Origin of the sequence: Enterobacter sp. CPE_E1241, from assembly GCF_045618265.1 — a bacterium.
In the GTDB taxonomy this organism is placed as follows: Bacteria; Pseudomonadota; Gammaproteobacteria; order Enterobacterales; family Enterobacteriaceae; genus Enterobacter; species Enterobacter adelaidei.
Map to the genome: position 1 here is coordinate 3,370,453 of NZ_JBIWYV010000001.1, position 15,144 is coordinate 3,385,596.

The window sequence follows — 15,144 nt, forward strand, 5'->3', positions numbered from 1 at the left end:
ATCGGATTAAAGAATTAAATCAGAAGCGGTCAATAATCGTTTTAATTTCCTCCAGGGTATTCGCCTGATGCAATTCAGCCATATCTTCATCGCTGGAAAATAGCTCAGCCAGTGCAGAAATCATCTCGATATGGCTATGTTTGTCCGGCGCCGCGAGCATAATAATGACATCGACAGGGTCAAACTCACCGGCACCAAAAGAGACGCCCTGTTTTAGTTTTAATAAAGACAACCCCAGTCCTTTGGCTCCTTCCTCCGGCCGCGCATGCGGCATCGCCAGCCCTGGTGCCAGCACATAGTAAGGTCCTAATGTACGATGTTGTTCAACGATCGCCGTGACGTATTCCGGCGCGATCACCTGCATATCCAGCAACGGTTTTGCACATATCTCCAGCGCCTGTGGCCAGCTTTCAACGCTTTCCTGAAGCGTGATGGTTGTATCATATATCCATTTATTCAGCACTTTTCACTCCCGTCACACTGCAAAAGATGAGCAAACTTTATTCAACACATCAATACTTGGCTGCGATCAAGATCACAAAGATAGCGCTACCAACCGCTAACATTCAGAAATGTGATAGCGCTATCAAATTGCAATCATGGAGTGAAATCACAGCAAAAAAAGGGATTTAGGGCGTATACTGCCTGTCACGTGAAACGAAGGAAAATAAGAACGCGTCTGGTCAGCAGGAAGGTGTATGTCTCTAACCCGAAAACGGCGCAGTACCGGTAAAGTGACACTCGCCGATGTCGCACAGCTTGCCGGTGTGGGCACGATGACCGTGTCCCGTGCACTCCGCACGCCCGAACAGGTTTCCGATAAACTGCGAGAAAAAATTGAAGCCGCGGTGCAAGAGTTAGGTTATATGCCCAATCTTGCGGCCAGTGCACTGGCCTCAGCCTCGTCATGGACGATTGCGATGGTCGTTCCTAATCTCTCCGAGGCCGGCTGTTCAGAGATGTTCGCCGGGCTACAGCAGGTGCTGCAGCCTGCCGGCTATCAGATCATGCTGGCAGAATCCCAGCATCGTCTTGAACAGGAAGAGAAGCTGCTGGAGACACTGCTGGCGTCGAATATTGCCGCCGCCATTTTGCTCAGTGTTGAACACACTGACACTGTTCGCCACTGGCTGAAAAATGCCTCCATTCCGGTAATGGAAATGGGGGCCATGCGTGCCGATCCGATTGATATGAATATCGGGATTGATAACGTAGCGGCCATGTACGAACTGACGGAAATGGTCATTAAGCGCGGCTATCAAAATATTGGTCTGCTGTGCGCCAACCAGGAACAGTGGATTTTCCAGCAGCATTTACAGGGCTGGTACAAAGCGATGCTTCGCCACCATATGTCACCGAACCGGGTCATTAACGCTGCCATGCCGCCAGTTTTCTCGACCGGCGCCGCGCAACTGCCGGAATTCCTGCTGGCATGGCCTGAACTGGATGCGCTGGTGTGCGTCTCAGACGAACTGGCCTGTGGCGCGCTGTATGAATGTCAGCGCAGGCGAATCAAGGTACCAGACGATCTGGCGGTGGTAGGCTTTGGCGACAGCGATGTGAGCCGCGTCTGTCAGCCGCCGCTGACGACGATGGCAGTGCCGCATCGTAAGATTGGGATTGAAGCCGGGAAAGCACTTCTGGAACGTCTGAATGACGGAGACTGGCGCGATCAAAAGCCCATCGCGTCCAGTCTGTGTCTGCGAGAGAGTTGCTAAGGCTTACTCAGCCTCTTCCTCTTTCTCTGATTTGGTCGACTCGTTATTCGCGTTACGGCTCATCCACAGTGCCAGCGCTTTTAATGAATCTGGAGTGAACTCGTCGCAACGCGCGGTAATTTCTTCCGGCGTCATCCAGTTCACTTCGCTGACTTCTTCTTCCTGCAGGGCAAACGGCCCGTGAGAGACGCAGCTAAACAACCCACCCCAGACGCGGCAGTTTTCATCCTCAAAATAGAACTGCCCATGTTCGGCAAACGGTACGCCCGCAATACCTAACTCTTCTTCCGCTTCACGACGCGCGGAATCCAGCAGCACTTCATCAGCCTGGACCACACCACCAGCAGTGGCATCCAGCATACCCGGGAGAAAATCTTTGGTGTCCGTGCGGCGCTGAACCAGAATTTTACCCATACCGTCATGAACAACGATATATGTCGCACGATGACGCAGACGTTCCGCACGCATTTGTTCGCGGCTGGCCTGCGCGATCACTTCATTCTCTTCGCTGACAATGTCAACCCACTCTGTACTTGCCAAATGATTCTGCTCCACCATCGGGAAACCTTCTCGTCTAAGCGCTCTTTCGGCGCGTTTGCAGTTGAGGTGTAACTTACGGATTAATCGCTACCTGCGCAATAACTTGCTGATCATTAAGTGCGATAACGCTTAACGTATTTCCATCGAGCATGCCATAGCTCGCAGGGTATCCGCCTTTGGGTATGCTGACCGACCCCGGGTTAAAGTGATAAATCTCACCGCGCTTTTCAGCAACCGGAATATGAGTATGACCGTAAACCAGGACATCGCCAGCCGCCAGCGTCGGGAGATTATCCGGGCTAAAAAGATGTCCATGCGTCAGAAACAGGCGACTTTTTTCCAGCAGTACCTGTTGCCACGGCGCGGTAAGAGGAAAATGCAACAGCATCTGATCGACTTCGCTGTCGCAGTTACCGCGAACGGCGATGATGCGCGAGGCATGCTGGTTGAGCTTTTCCGCCACTTGCGCCGGGGCATAGCCTTCCGGTAGCGCATTACGCGGTCCGTGATTGAGCACATCGCCCAGAATGATCAGCCACTGCGCACCGCTTTGCGCAAACAGGGAAAGAACTCGCTCGGTAGCGGGCAGCGATCCATGGATATCCGACGCAAACATTAGTTTCATCAGTCACTCCTCGGGAAAACAAACTGCCCTTATCATACCTGAAGCGCCAGGGGTTATCAGCCCGCACGCTTAGCGGAGAGTGCCACATAGCGCTGCACAGAGGCTCGCTGCCATTGAAACGCAGCATAATCCACCAGCAGTTGCGGCACTTCATCACCGTTGAGGATTAAGCGGTTTAACATCAACGCCAGATCGGCGTCGGCAATGCACCACTCGCCGAACAGGTTCGGGTTGCCATGCGCAAGCAGTGAGGTGGCGGTTTCAATCAGTTTTTGCGCGCTTTCTGTGCCTTCTGCGCTCAGGGCTGGTTTTTTCACCCCGGCAAACACAACGTCCGTCGAGCGTTCCACGCGAATCGGTACCAGATCGCTACGCAGCCACGCCTGAATCTGCCGCGCCCGGGCACGCTTTTGCAGATCGTGAGGGTAGATACGTTCCCATTCTGGTGGCGCGAAGCGATCTTCCAGATATTCATCAATCGCTGACGATTCGCTCAGCGCAAATCCATCTATTTCCAGCACCGGTACACGTCGGGTCAGGTCGTAGCCCTGCCACTGCGGCTTGAGATGTTCACCACCATCAAGATCAACGGTCTTCAGCGTAAAAGTGAGCCCCTTTTCAGCCAGCGCAACGTATACGCTCATTACATAGGGAGAAAAGAAATTCGCATCGGACCACAATGTGATTACAGGCTGGTTCATAACATCCTCATCGGCTGATCGGTTTTTACTCAACATATAATCTCTTTGCCTTGCTGTCACTTGATGAAAACTCACGATTTACAACAACCACCTATACTCATTTTCATGACGCCATTCTTCACATGGAGAAGAGTTGAAAATGATCGACCTTTATTATGCCCCTACCCCAAACGGCCAAAAGATCACCCTCTTTCTTGAAGAGGCCGAACTGGATTACCGGATCATTCGCGTGGATATCAGCAAAGGCGATCAATTTAGCCCTCTCTTTCTGGCTATCTCACCAAACAATAAAATCCCAGCCATCATAGATAACCAGCCAGTGGATGGGGGCAGACCATTGAGCCTGTTTGAATCCGGCGAAATTTTGCTCTACCTGGCGGAAAAAACCGGCAAACTGTTGAGCGGTGAATTGCGTGAACGGCACCATACTTTGCAATGGCTGTTCTGGCAGGTGAGTGGGCTGGGTCCCATGCTGGGGCAAAATCACCATTTTACCGCTTACGCCCCGCAGCCCATTCCCTATGCGATAGAACGTTACCAGGTAGAAACTCAACGGCTCTATGGCGTCCTGAATCGTCGCCTCGAGAAAACGCCGTGGCTCGGGGGCGATCATTACAGTATTGCTGATATCGCCTGCTGGCCATGGGTGAATACCTTCGAAAAGCACCGAATTGACCTGGCCTCTTACCCGGCGGTGAACAACTGGTTTGAGCGTATTCGGACCCGCCCGGCCACCGAACGCGCGATGCAAAAAATCCAGCAAATTTAACCCTGTATGAGGCTGGGTGCCTCTCATGTATTATGAGCAGGAAATACTGACACGGAGAAGACCTGCAATGTCACAGCCAGACGCTATTATTCGTATAAAAAATTTACGCCTGCGTACCTTCATCGGTATCAAAGAGGAAGAGATCGCCAACCGTCAGGATATTGTCATTAACGTGGTGATTCACTACCCGGCAGATAAAGCGCGGGCGAGTGAAGACATCAATGATGCGCTGAACTACCGCACCATCACCAAAAACATCATCCAGTACGTGGAAAATAACCGCTTCTCTCTGCTGGAAAAATTAACTCAGGATGTGCTCGACATCGCACGCGAACATCACTGGGTCACTTATGCTGAAGTAGAGATCGATAAACTTCACGCCCTGCGTTATGCCGATTCCGTCTCCATGACGTTAAGCTGGCAACACCAGGCGTAAACCTGGAGGTTGTATGAAGATTTTGCTGACCGGCGGTACAGGACTGATTGGTCGTCATCTCGTTGCGCGCCTGCAGGCGCTGCATCACGACATTACCGTTGTGACGCGCAGCCCGGAGAAAGCACGCCAGGTGCTAGGGACAGGTATCGATATCTGGAAAAACCTGGCCGAGCAGCAAAATCTGGACGGCTTTGACGCCGTCATCAACCTGGCAGGCGAACCCATCGCCGATAAACGCTGGACGGAAGAGCAAAAACAGTTGCTCTGCAGCAGTCGGTGGAACATTACCGAAAAGCTTGTCGAGCTTATTCGCAATAGCCACACGCCGCCTTCGGTGTTGATTTCAGGCTCAGCAGTGGGCTATTACGGCGATCTCGGCGAAGTGGTAGTGACCGAGGAAGAGCCCCCCCATAACGAGTTTACCCACAAACTCTGCGCCCAGTGGGAACGCATTGCCTGTGCCGCGCAGAGCGATCGCACCCGCGTCTGCCTGTTGCGTACAGGCGTAGTGCTTGCGCCGAAAGGCGGCATTCTGGCGAAGATGCTTCCCCCTTTCAGGCTCGGGCTCGGCGGCCCCATAGGTAATGGCCGCCAGTATATGGCGTGGATCCACATTGACGATATGGTGAACGGCATTCTCTGGCTGCTGGATAACGATCTGCGCGGGCCGTTTAACATGGTTGCGCCGTATCCGGTGCGTAATGAGCAGTTTGCTCATGCGCTGGGGCACGCCCTGCATCGCCCGGCGATATTACGCGTACCTGCCACGGTGATTCGCCTGATAATGGGTGAAGCATCGGTGCTGGCATTAGGTGGGCAACGGGCGCTGCCAAAACGGCTGGAAGCGGCCGGATTTGCGTTCCGCTGGTATGAATTAGAAGAGGCGCTGGGGGATGTGGTGCGTTAAAAATCATGCGTTTGTTCACTAACACAAACGCAAGGATATCATTCTGGTAATATATATTTTTCTATGTATGAGAAGTTTTCACAGGCTACTAACTGGACTTCTACTTCGTCCCCATATTTTATATTATTGATATCTTTATTAAAGATATAACTTACGTTTAAATATTCCTGTCTAACACGATATAATTCGATTTCACGACTAAACACGGAAATTTTCTCAGATTCAACAGATTCCATCGCAAAATGACTAGTTTCACTCATCTTATCCTTAAACATATTTACATTTTCCTCACATGCAATTAGTGTAAATTTTGGTAGAGAATTAAACCCTGTAGTATCAAGTGTAATATCCTCTCTGAGCCGAGAGATAGCTTTCCGTAGTTGCCTATGCTCATCAGAAGTAAATGTTATTTGAGGAGAAAACTCAAGAGAGACATTTAACAAATTAGAAAGAGTCCTAGCTCTGTCAGTATAACTCAAAAGAGTAGTTACCTTTTTATAATATTCATTATTAACTTTATTATTACATACACCAGAGATAAATTCGTCACCATTGAACTCCAGACTAAATTCAATATTCCAACCCTCACAAATCCTATCATATATGGATTTAATTTTATTAAAGAAAGGAAGATTAAGAATATTTAACCTAGACCATTTCTCAAGGTCGACATGCATATTAAATTTTGTTTTGTTGCCTTTAAAAGGAAATATCGCTTTAATATGTAACAAATTTGAGAAACATTCACCAGAAAAAGTGAATGCCTTTAATCCATGGAATAGTTTCCCATGTACTTCGACTAAAGCTTCACTAACTAGGCTAATGCTGTCAGTCAAGGATATTTTCATCACAACATCAATATCTTGACTCGATATAGTTAGCACCCCATTACTATCTTTTGTTATCGTTTCAATCAAAGATGAGCCTGAGGTACTGACATCGCTCATATCGATTGAAAATGAAGCTCCCTTGCTTAAAAGCTCTTGGTATTTCCTTTTGTAATTTTTGAAGTTTTTAACTGTTACTTTTAAAGATACATTTTCTTTGGCGTATATAGAAAATTTTGTTAACCCATCCTCAAAACTTGACGTTACATTAAATCTTGGATCGAGTGCTTCTAAAGCTTTTTCAGAAGCATTATGAGCATTTTTAATTGTCTGAGAAATATAACTTTTAGGATAGCCATTCAACGCCATTGCCAGCATATCACTTGCACATTGCTCACTGAGCACTTTTTTACCAACAGCGTTCCTTGCATCCTCTTCAGACAAACGTTTCCATTCGCTCAAAAGGTTGATAGTGTAAAAGATCACGTCATTATCAATCATTTTTGAGCATGTTTGACATAACCATATCCCGTTCTGATATGATCTTCTTTCTTCAGGAGTCATAGTCGCATCATATCTTGGCCCTAGTGGAGCAGCAGCACGAATATGAGCAGCAACTCCTGTATTTAATCCAGCACCATTAGTCACAACACGACATTGCGGATTTGAGCATTTATAACCGGAGCGCTCTTTTAAAAGCCTGATTACAGGTTTCAGAAAGTCGTCTCTTCTTTTTTCCATTAGAAGCACCTAATTATATTTATAATAATTAAATATATGTTCAGCCAAATCATCCTCAACCGTATAAAAATAACAAGCTGGGATATTCAGTACCTCCGCCAACTTGCATGCCAGCGCAAAGTCAGGCGTGTGGATCCCCTTCTCATACTGGTTCATACGTGCGCTAGCCGTCGCTTCATCAATCCCCGCAAGGATCCCAAGTTTTTGCTGTGATAGTCCGGCTTTCAGTCGCGCCGCTTTAAGTCGATGGGGAAGCATGATGACTCTTCAAAATCTGGAAGTAGAGTCATGATTCTGGTATCCCGTTATTGAAATTGTACTAAGTATTACTTAGTATTTGTATCTGCAATTTGAACAAAATCATATATAAAGGAAAATGTATGAATAGAAATCAGGACATGCACCCAGCAGATATCATCGCCATGCTCCACAAGCGTAAGCTCTCCTTGGCCGCTCTTTCTCGCCAGGCGGGTTTAAGTTCTTCAACGCTTGCAAATGCGCTCTCCAGGCCGTGGCCTAAGGGAGAAAAGATCATCGCAGAAGCGCTAGAAAGAGATGCGGCATCGATCTGGCCCAGTCGTTATTACGATCAATATGGCAACTATGTCGATCGTTCAAAGTTAATGAGAACCAAACGCTAACCCATATCACCAGAATCCTTTCTGTTCGCCAGTTCCATTCCGGTGTTAAGGTTATTAGCCAAATTCATCGGAATGGCGTAACAATGGCAACCATCACCACACCCCGGCTTCACCTCACTCCTTTCGAACCCACTGACTGGGCCTTCTTCCGCTCGCTGCGAGAAGATCGCCGCATCATGCGCTATATGGCCGCCATCGCGCCGGAAAAAGAGACCCGACGCGTGTTTGCCGCACGCCTGATGGCGGAGCATGTCTTCGTGATCCGCTCTCTGGAGGACGGTACGCCGCTGGGCGATATTGGCCTGCAAATCAGCCCTGAGAATCGTGAAGAGGCCGATATCGGCTATACGGTTGTGCCTGCCGCGCAGGGAAAAGGGATTGCCAGCGAGGCGCTGCGCGCGGTGTGTGACTATGCGTTCAACCAGACCAGCGTAAAAGCGATTAACGCATATGTGCTGGCGGACAACGGCGGTTCGGTGCGGGTGCTGGAGAAAGCAGGGTTTGTGCGTACGCAGATGCTGGAAAAGGCGTATGAAATTGACGGCGTGCGCTATGACGACTGGGTGTATCGGCTGGAGTGCGGTGCGGCCTGAATGCCGGGCGGCACTGCGTTTGCCCGGCCTACGGTTTTTGTAGGCCCGGTAAGCGAAGCGCCACCGGGCGATTGGGCTGCACTGCGGGCTGATGCCCTCTTTACTTCAGAGATCCTTTGAGGAACTGCTGTAAACGCGGGCTTTGCGGGTTTGCCAGCACCTCATCCGGATGCCCCTGCTCTTCTATTTTCCCCTGATGCAGGAAGATAACGTGATTCGAGACGTTACGGGCGAAGCCCATCTCATGGGTGACCACCACCATCGTTTTCCCCTCTTCGGCCAGCTTCTGCATAATGCGCAGCACTTCACCGACGAGTTCTGGATCGAGCGCGGAGGTCGGTTCGTCGAACAACAGCACCTCGGGTTCCATCGCCAGCGCGCGGGCGATGGACACACGCTGCTGCTGACCACCGGAGAGATGCACCGGGTATTTCATCTGCTGGCGCTCGTCGATACCCACTTTCGCCAGGTATTTCACCGCGCGCTCGCGGGCTTCCTGCTTGCTCAGGCCCAGCACCTGAACCGGTGCTTCCATCACGTTCTCCAGCACCGTCATATGGCTCCAGAGGTTGAAGTGCTGGAACACCATCGTTAGCCGCGTACGCAGCAGTCGCAACTGATTCTTATCTGCAACCTTAAGCTGGCCGTCTTTATCACGGACCAGGTTAATATTCTGTCCGCTCACCACAATCGAGCCTTCACTCGGTTTTTCGAGGAAGTTAATGCAGCGCAGGAAGGTACTTTTTCCCGAGCCGGATGAGCCGATAATACTGATCACGTCGCCCGCATTCGCCTGCAGCGACACCCCTTTCAGCACTTCATGTTCGCCGTAGCGTTTGTGCAAATCAATAACGTTTAATTTGTTCTCAGCCATCATCTTTCTCAGTGCGTCGAAGAAGGTTTTATATGCTGCAACCAGCGTTTTTCAGCCTTACGGAACAGGCTAATCAGAACATAAGAGATAATTAAATAGAGCACCGCCGCAATGCCAAACGCGGTAAACGGCTGATAGGTCGCGGAGTTAATATCGCGCGCAATTTTAAGCAGATCCGGCACCGTCGCGGTAAAGGCGAGCGCGGTGGAGTGCAGCATCAAAATCACTTCGTTACTGTACGCCGGTAGCGCGATACGCAGCGCTGACGGCAGAATAATGCAACGGTAAAGTTTCACTGATGAGAAACCATACGCGCGCGCCGCCTCGATTTCACCGTAAGGCACGGAACGAATTGCCCCCGCGAAAATCTCGGTGGTATAGGCGCAGGTATTGAGCGTCAACGCCAGCACCGTACAGTTCAGGCCACTGCGGAAGAACGCATTCAGCATCTCAGTGCCTTTTACGATCTCAAGCGTATACATCCCCGAATAGAACACCAGCAGCTGCACGTACAGCGGTGTGCCGCGAAATACATAGGTAAACAGCCAGATCGGGAACTGGATATATTTATTGTTCGACACGCGGCCAATGGCAAGAAACACCGCCAGAATGCCGCCCATCACCACGGAAGAGATCAGCAGCCAGAGCGTAATCGCCACGCCGGTAAAACGATAGCCATCTGTCCACAGCAGCGATTTCCAGTATTCCTGAATAATCTCAATCACAGGTCAGCCCTCTTCACACCCACGGAGTAGCGACGCTCGAGCAGAAGCAGCACACCATTGGAGACGGTCGTAAAGACCAGATAAATCACGCCACAGACCACCGCAAAGTAGAACGGCTCCCAGGTGCTCTTGCCCGCCAGCTGAGTCGCTTTAACGACGTCTTCCAGACCGAGCAGCGAGACCAGCGCCGTCGCTTTGAGGATAACCTGCCAGTTGTTACCGATACCCGGAAGCGCGTAGCGCATCATGGCCGGGAACATGATTCGGCGAAACGTTTGTGAGGAGGTAAAACCAAATGCGGTTGCCGCCTCAATGTGACCTTTCGGCACGGCCATGTAAGCACCGCGGAAAGTTTCAGTGAAGTAGGCTCCGTAGATAAAACCGAGGGTGATAATACCAGCCACCATCGGGTCAATATCAATTTGTCCCATGCCCATCGCGTCCGTCACGCTGTTCAGCGCAATCTGTAGACCGTAGAAGATAAGCAGCATCAGCACCAGATCGGGAACACCGCGAATGAGCGTGGTATAGCCTTCAAAAATCAACGCCAGTGGTTTGTTAGCTGAAAGCTTCGCACCGGCACCCGCCAGACCTATCAGCACCGCCAGCACCACGGAGCTGATCGCCAGCTCAAGGGTGACAAGCGCGCCCTGTAAAATAACGCCAGAAAATCCGTACAGCATACCGCGAGCCCTGTCGTATCGTGAGTGGTGGAACCGTGTCTTTTCCCCTCCCACTGCGGGAGGGGCCGCACGTTATTTGACGGGGCGATTAGCCGCCGTAAACATTAAAATCAAAGTATTTTTTCGCCAGTTTGTCGTACGTGCCGTCAGCGCGCATTTCGGCAAACGCTTTGTTCAGCGCTTCACGTAATTCGTTGTCTTCTTTACGCAGGCCCATACCGGTGCCTACGCCAAACAACTTCACATCCTTAATGGACGGACCGCCAAACTTGTAATCTTTACCCACCGGCGTCTTCAGGAAGCCTTCGCTCGCCGCGACTTCATCCTGGAATGCCGCATCAATACGGCCTGCCGTCAGGTCAGCATAGATATTTTCCTGGCCCTGATAGGAGACAATTTCAATCCCTTTCGGTGCCCAGTGTTCGTTACCGTAGGTTTCCTGCGTGGTGCCCTGCAGCACGCCGACGCGTTTGCCTTTCAGCGACTCCAGCGTTGGTTGAATGTCAGACGATTTCGCCACCACCAGACGGGAATCAGCCGCGTAGAGTTTGTCCGTGAAGGCAATCTCCTGCTGGCGTTTTTCGGTGATAGAGAGTGAGGACATAATCACGTCGATTTTTTTGGCTTTCAGAGAAGGGATCAACGCGTCCAGTGGGTTTTCAACGTAGGTACATTGTGCTTTGATGCGTTTGCACAGCTCATTGGCCAGATCGATGTCAAAACCAACCAGTTCACCCTTAGAATTCTTTGACTCGAATGGCGCATAGGTAGGATCGGTACCAATACGAATTTTCTGCGGAATGGCTGCGAATGCCGCGGTGGCGCTGGAAAAAGCCAGTACCAGAGATAGTGATAACACGAGTTTTTTCATATCTGTCCTCAACAAACTGTCTTCATACGGGATTTTTACGACGACGGGGTGGTGCTAATGTGCCATCAATCCCCTCCTACAGGCAAAGATTAATGCCCTTCAGCTGGGATTTTTTGCATTATAAATGCGTAAGTATGCACAAAGCGATCCAATACAGTGCAACAAATGCACTGCATTGGGTCAACCTCTCCCGTAACGCACCTTTCCGGTGCGTTGCCGCCTGGTGTTATTCACCGTATACGTTGAAGTCGAAGTATTTCTTCGCCAGTTTGTCGTAAGTACCGTCTTTACGCAGCTCTGCGAACGCTTTGTCAAAGGCGGCTTTCAGCTCGGTATCATCCTTACGCAGGCCAATACCGGTACCGTCACCAAAGTACTTTTTGTCCTTCACTGACGGGCCTGCAAACGCGTAGTCTTTACCCGCAGGTTGCTTCAGGAAGCCTTCGCTTGCGGCCACTTCATCCTGGAATGCCGCATCCAGACGACCTGCTGCCAGGTCAGAGTAAATCAAATCCTGGTTCTGGTACGCGACGACGTCTACGCCCTTCTCACGCCAGTTTGCATTGGCGTAACCTTCCTGAGTTGACCCCTGAAGCACACCGACATGCTTGCCTTTCAGCGAGTCAATGGTTGGCTTGATAGGGGAACCTTTCTGCGCAATCAGGCGAGAATCCGCAGCGTAGAGCTTGTCAGAGAAGGCAATCTCCTGCTGACGTTTTTCGGTGATGGAGAGAGAAGAGATAATGGCGTCGATTTTCTTGGCTTTCAGCGACGGGATTAACGCGTCAAAGTCGCTGCCCACCCATGTGCATTTCACCGCAATGCGTTTGCACATCTCATTTCCCAGATCGATATCAAACCCCACGAAATCGCCTTTCGCATCTTTGGAAGAGAATGGCGCGTAGGTTGCGTCTGTACCGATACGAACTGTCTGTGGAAGCGCTGCGTAGCTACCTGCTGCCGCACTTAACCCCACGAGCAAAGACAGAGCCAGAACCGTCTTCTTCATACATTTACCCTCAAGTACCGTGATTTTATTATGTATTGTGTTGTGTGTTGTGTTGCAGGCTTCATCTTGCAGGTCTTATGCCACATTGCCGTCTGGTCAAAACTTCGACGTTAAATATGTTAATAAAACGTTGCGATATTGCCTTAATGGTGAAAGATAGCAGGTCTGCCGAACGAACCGGAGAGAGAAAAAGGGAAAAAACGAATTAAATGTCGAGGATATGATCGCCGTTGCATAATTGCCCTGAAACAGGGCAACGACTCTTTTCATGCACTCTGTTTGTGCACAGAATCAGGCCCCTTGCCAGCGGGTGAAGAGGTCTTCAGGCAGGTCGATATCAAACTGATCCAGTACACGGTTAACGGTCTGGTTAATCACATCATCCAGTGAGGCAGGACGATGATAAAACGCCGGCACCGGTGGCATGATCACCGCCCCCAACTCGGCGGCCTGCGTCATTAAACGCAGGTGGCCCAGATGCAGCGGCGTTTCCCGCACACAAAGAACCAGAGGGCGGCGCTCTTTCAACACCACATCTGCCGCGCGCGTCACCAGCGTGTCGGTATAGCTGTTCACAATGCCGGAGAGCGTTTTAATAGAACAGGGCAGGATAACCATGCCGGCGGTTTTAAATGAGCCTGAGGAGATGCTGGCGGCGATATCGCGGGCATCGTGAACGACATCTGCCAGTGCCTGAACGTCACGCAGGGAAAGATCGGTTTCCAGAGAGAGAGTCTGCCGCGCCGCCTGACTCATCACCAGATGGGTTTCGACTTCCGCTACGTTACGCAGAACCTGTAACAGCCGTACGCCGTAAATCGCGCCACTGGCACCGCTGAGCCCAACAATGAGTCGTTTCATGATTTTCGCCCTTACTGATTTCAGGGCAGACTGTGCAGGATTTTGCGGGGAGTTGCAAGTGAGGGCGAATACCCTCACTTGCCGGAGCATCAACCTTCGTTGTGCATCTCTAAGCTTTCAAGATCGTTCTGCATCTGAACGGCTTTCGCATCGTCGTTGCGCAGCGAATCCAGATAGTCGAGGTACTGCTGGTCAACGTCTTTGGTCACGTAAATACCGTTGAACACGGAGCACTCGAACTGCTGAATTTCCGGGTTCTCGGCACGCACCGCGTCGATGAGATCGTTCAGATCCTGGAAAATCAGGCCGTCGGCACCGATGATCTGGCGAATTTCGTCCACTTCACGACCGTGGGCAATCAGCTCATTAGCGGTTGGCATATCAATACCATACACGTTCGGGAAGCGAATTTCCGGCGCTGCGGAAGCCAGGTAGACTTTCTTCGCACCCGCTTCGCGCGCCATCTCGATAATCTGCTCTGAGGTAGTGCCACGGACGATGGAGTCATCCACCAGCAGAACGTTTTTGTCGCGGAATTCCGCGCGGTTGGCGTTCAGCTTGCGACGCACGGACTTACGGCGCAACTGCTGGCCCGGCATGATGAAGGTGCGGCCAACGTAGCGGTTCTTCACAAAGCCCTGACGGTACGGCTTATCCAGAATGCGGGCGATTTCCAGGGCGATATCGCAGGAGGTTTCCGGGATAGGAATAACGACGTCGATGTCGAGGTCATCCCACTCGCGGGCAATTTTCTCACCGAGCTTCGTCCCCATGTTCACACGGGCGCTGTACACGGAAATCTTGTCGATGAACGAGTCCGGACGCGCGAAGTACACGTATTCGAACAGGCACGGATTACTGACCGGGTTATCTGCACACTGGCGGGTAAACAGCTGCCCCTTCTCAGTAATGTAGACCGCTTCACCCGGGGCTACGTCACGCAGGAATTCGAAGCCCAGGGTATCCAGCGCCACGCTCTCAGAGGCAACCATATATTCGGTACGACCATCGCCAAGGTCGCGCTTGCCGAGCACCAGGGGACGAATGCCGTTTGGATCGCGGAAGGCCACCATGCCATGACCGATGATCATCGCCACGCAGGCATACGCGCCGCGGATCTGGCGGTTTGTGGCAGCAATAGCAGCAAAAATGTTGTCTGCTTCCAGCGGATAGTGACGGAAATTATCCAGCTCGCTGGCGAACACATTGAGCAGGATTTCAGAATCAGAGGTAGTGTTAATGTGGCGACGTTTCTCTTCGAACAGCTTTTTACGCAGCTCGTGCGCGTTGGTCAGGTTGCCGTTATGGGCAAGGGTAATGCCATACGGTGAGTTGACGTAGAAAGGCTGTGCCTCAGAGGCGCTGGAACTGCCAGCAGTAGGATAACGAACGTGACCGATCCCCATATTACCTTGCAGACGCTGCATATGGCGGGCTTCAAACACATCGTTTACCAGGCCATTCGCCTTACGTAAACGGAAGCAGTTGTTTGCATCAATGGTGATGATACCCGCAGCATCCTGCCCACGGTGCTGAAGCACCGTTAACGCGTCATAAATCGACTGGTTTACCGGCATGAAACCGGCGATACCGACAATACCGCACATTCGTCTTTTCCTCGTT

Annotated in this window: 19 protein-coding genes; 6 read left to right on the top strand and 13 right to left on the bottom strand. The window is 51.0% G+C overall.

Annotation, left to right across the window (positions count from 1 at the left end; all coding sequences use genetic code 11):
* Window positions 1-19: 19 nt before the first annotated feature.
* On the bottom strand, window positions 20-463 hold the full coding sequence (locus ACJ9Y9_RS16450) for a PTS sugar transporter subunit IIA (protein WP_028016232.1): 444 nt from the start codon (window positions 461-463) through the stop codon (window positions 20-22).
* A 235-nt stretch (window positions 464-698) separates the two neighbouring features.
* Here ACJ9Y9_RS16450 and ACJ9Y9_RS16455 point away from each other — a divergent pair, with 235 nt between their 5' ends.
* Window positions 699-1,718: a LacI family DNA-binding transcriptional regulator gene (locus ACJ9Y9_RS16455; protein WP_028016231.1), complete on the top strand. Its 1,020-nt coding sequence runs from the start codon at window positions 699-701 to the stop codon at window positions 1,716-1,718.
* A gap of 3 nt (window positions 1,719-1,721) precedes the next feature.
* Here ACJ9Y9_RS16455 and yfcD read toward each other — a convergent pair whose 3' ends face one another.
* Genes yfcD through yfcF form a run of 3 tightly spaced genes read right to left on the bottom strand, consistent with a single transcriptional unit; the run spans window position 1,722 to window position 3,584 of the window.
* Window positions 1,722-2,276 (bottom strand): NUDIX hydrolase YfcD, encoded by a 555-nt coding sequence (yfcD, locus tag ACJ9Y9_RS16460; RefSeq protein WP_028016230.1) that lies wholly within the window; start codon window positions 2,274-2,276, stop codon window positions 1,722-1,724.
* Between the two features lie 55 nt (window positions 2,277-2,331).
* Window positions 2,332-2,883: a phosphodiesterase gene (gene yfcE, locus ACJ9Y9_RS16465; protein ID WP_028016229.1), complete on the bottom strand. Its 552-nt coding sequence runs from the start codon at window positions 2,881-2,883 to the stop codon at window positions 2,332-2,334.
* 56 nt (window positions 2,884-2,939) lie between these two features.
* Complete coding sequence (gene yfcF / locus ACJ9Y9_RS16470) at window positions 2,940-3,584, bottom strand: glutathione transferase (RefSeq protein WP_028016228.1); 645 nt, start codon at window positions 3,582-3,584, stop codon at window positions 2,940-2,942.
* A gap of 139 nt (window positions 3,585-3,723) precedes the next feature.
* Between yfcF and yfcG the strand changes: the two genes are divergently transcribed.
* The 3 genes from yfcG (at window position 3,724) to ACJ9Y9_RS16485 (ending at window position 5,696) form a co-directional block, all read left to right on the top strand.
* Window positions 3,724-4,353, top strand: a complete 630-nt coding sequence (yfcG, locus tag ACJ9Y9_RS16475; protein ID WP_028016227.1) for a GSH-dependent disulfide bond oxidoreductase — start codon at window positions 3,724-3,726, stop codon at window positions 4,351-4,353.
* A 67-nt stretch (window positions 4,354-4,420) separates the two neighbouring features.
* Window positions 4,421-4,789, top strand: a complete 369-nt coding sequence (gene folX, locus ACJ9Y9_RS16480) for a dihydroneopterin triphosphate 2'-epimerase (RefSeq protein ID WP_028016226.1) — start codon at window positions 4,421-4,423, stop codon at window positions 4,787-4,789.
* A gap of 13 nt (window positions 4,790-4,802) precedes the next feature.
* Window positions 4,803-5,696 carry a TIGR01777 family oxidoreductase gene (locus ACJ9Y9_RS16485; RefSeq protein ID WP_032666670.1) on the top strand — a complete coding sequence of 298 codons (894 nt, stop codon included), beginning with the start codon at window positions 4,803-4,805 and terminating at the stop codon, window positions 5,694-5,696.
* A 38-nt stretch (window positions 5,697-5,734) separates the two neighbouring features.
* On the opposite strand, the gene ACJ9Y9_RS16490 is transcribed toward ACJ9Y9_RS16485, so the two are convergent.
* The gene (locus ACJ9Y9_RS16490; RefSeq protein ID WP_395149361.1) at window positions 5,735-7,264 is read right to left on the bottom strand and encodes a hypothetical protein; all 1,530 of its coding nucleotides are present in this window, start codon (window positions 7,262-7,264) and stop codon (window positions 5,735-5,737) included.
* 9 nt (window positions 7,265-7,273) lie between these two features.
* Entirely contained in the window at window positions 7,274-7,522 is a 249-nt protein-coding gene (locus ACJ9Y9_RS16495) for a helix-turn-helix transcriptional regulator (RefSeq protein ID WP_028016223.1), read from the bottom strand.
* A 122-nt stretch (window positions 7,523-7,644) separates the two neighbouring features.
* Between ACJ9Y9_RS16495 and ACJ9Y9_RS16500 the strand changes: the two genes are divergently transcribed.
* Window positions 7,645-7,905, top strand: a complete 261-nt coding sequence (locus tag ACJ9Y9_RS16500) for a helix-turn-helix transcriptional regulator (protein WP_028016222.1) — start codon at window positions 7,645-7,647, stop codon at window positions 7,903-7,905.
* Window positions 7,906-7,988: 83 nt separating this feature from the next.
* The gene (locus ACJ9Y9_RS16505) at window positions 7,989-8,498 is read left to right on the top strand and encodes a GNAT family N-acetyltransferase (protein WP_028016221.1); all 510 of its coding nucleotides are present in this window, start codon (window positions 7,989-7,991) and stop codon (window positions 8,496-8,498) included.
* 100 nt (window positions 8,499-8,598) lie between these two features.
* Here the strand turns inward: ACJ9Y9_RS16505 and hisP are convergent, their stop codons facing one another.
* From hisP to purF, 7 genes are all read right to left on the bottom strand, one after another.
* Window positions 8,599-9,372 (bottom strand): histidine ABC transporter ATP-binding protein HisP, encoded by a 774-nt coding sequence (gene hisP / locus ACJ9Y9_RS16510; RefSeq protein WP_028016220.1) that lies wholly within the window; start codon window positions 9,370-9,372, stop codon window positions 8,599-8,601.
* A gap of 8 nt (window positions 9,373-9,380) precedes the next feature.
* Complete coding sequence (locus tag ACJ9Y9_RS16515; RefSeq protein WP_028016219.1) at window positions 9,381-10,097, bottom strand: ABC transporter permease; 717 nt, start codon at window positions 10,095-10,097, stop codon at window positions 9,381-9,383.
* Window positions 10,094-10,780 (bottom strand): histidine ABC transporter permease HisQ, encoded by a 687-nt coding sequence (locus tag ACJ9Y9_RS16520; protein ID WP_014832782.1) that lies wholly within the window; start codon window positions 10,778-10,780, stop codon window positions 10,094-10,096. The genes ACJ9Y9_RS16515 and ACJ9Y9_RS16520 overlap by 4 nt, the downstream gene beginning before the upstream one ends.
* An 88-nt stretch (window positions 10,781-10,868) precedes the next feature.
* On the bottom strand, window positions 10,869-11,651 hold the full coding sequence (hisJ, locus tag ACJ9Y9_RS16525) for a histidine ABC transporter substrate-binding protein HisJ (RefSeq protein ID WP_008502592.1): 783 nt from the start codon (window positions 11,649-11,651) through the stop codon (window positions 10,869-10,871).
* Between the two features lie 226 nt (window positions 11,652-11,877).
* Complete coding sequence (gene argT, locus ACJ9Y9_RS16530) at window positions 11,878-12,660, bottom strand: lysine/arginine/ornithine ABC transporter substrate-binding protein ArgT (protein WP_028016218.1); 783 nt, start codon at window positions 12,658-12,660, stop codon at window positions 11,878-11,880.
* Between the two features lie 291 nt (window positions 12,661-12,951).
* Window positions 12,952-13,521 carry a UbiX family flavin prenyltransferase gene (locus tag ACJ9Y9_RS16535; protein ID WP_028016217.1) on the bottom strand — a complete coding sequence of 190 codons (570 nt, stop codon included), beginning with the start codon at window positions 13,519-13,521 and terminating at the stop codon, window positions 12,952-12,954.
* Between the two features lie 89 nt (window positions 13,522-13,610).
* A complete protein-coding gene (purF, locus tag ACJ9Y9_RS16540) occupies window positions 13,611-15,128 on the bottom strand; it encodes an amidophosphoribosyltransferase (RefSeq protein WP_028016216.1) in 1,518 nt (505 codons plus the stop codon).
* Window positions 15,129-15,144: the final 16 nt, after the last annotated feature.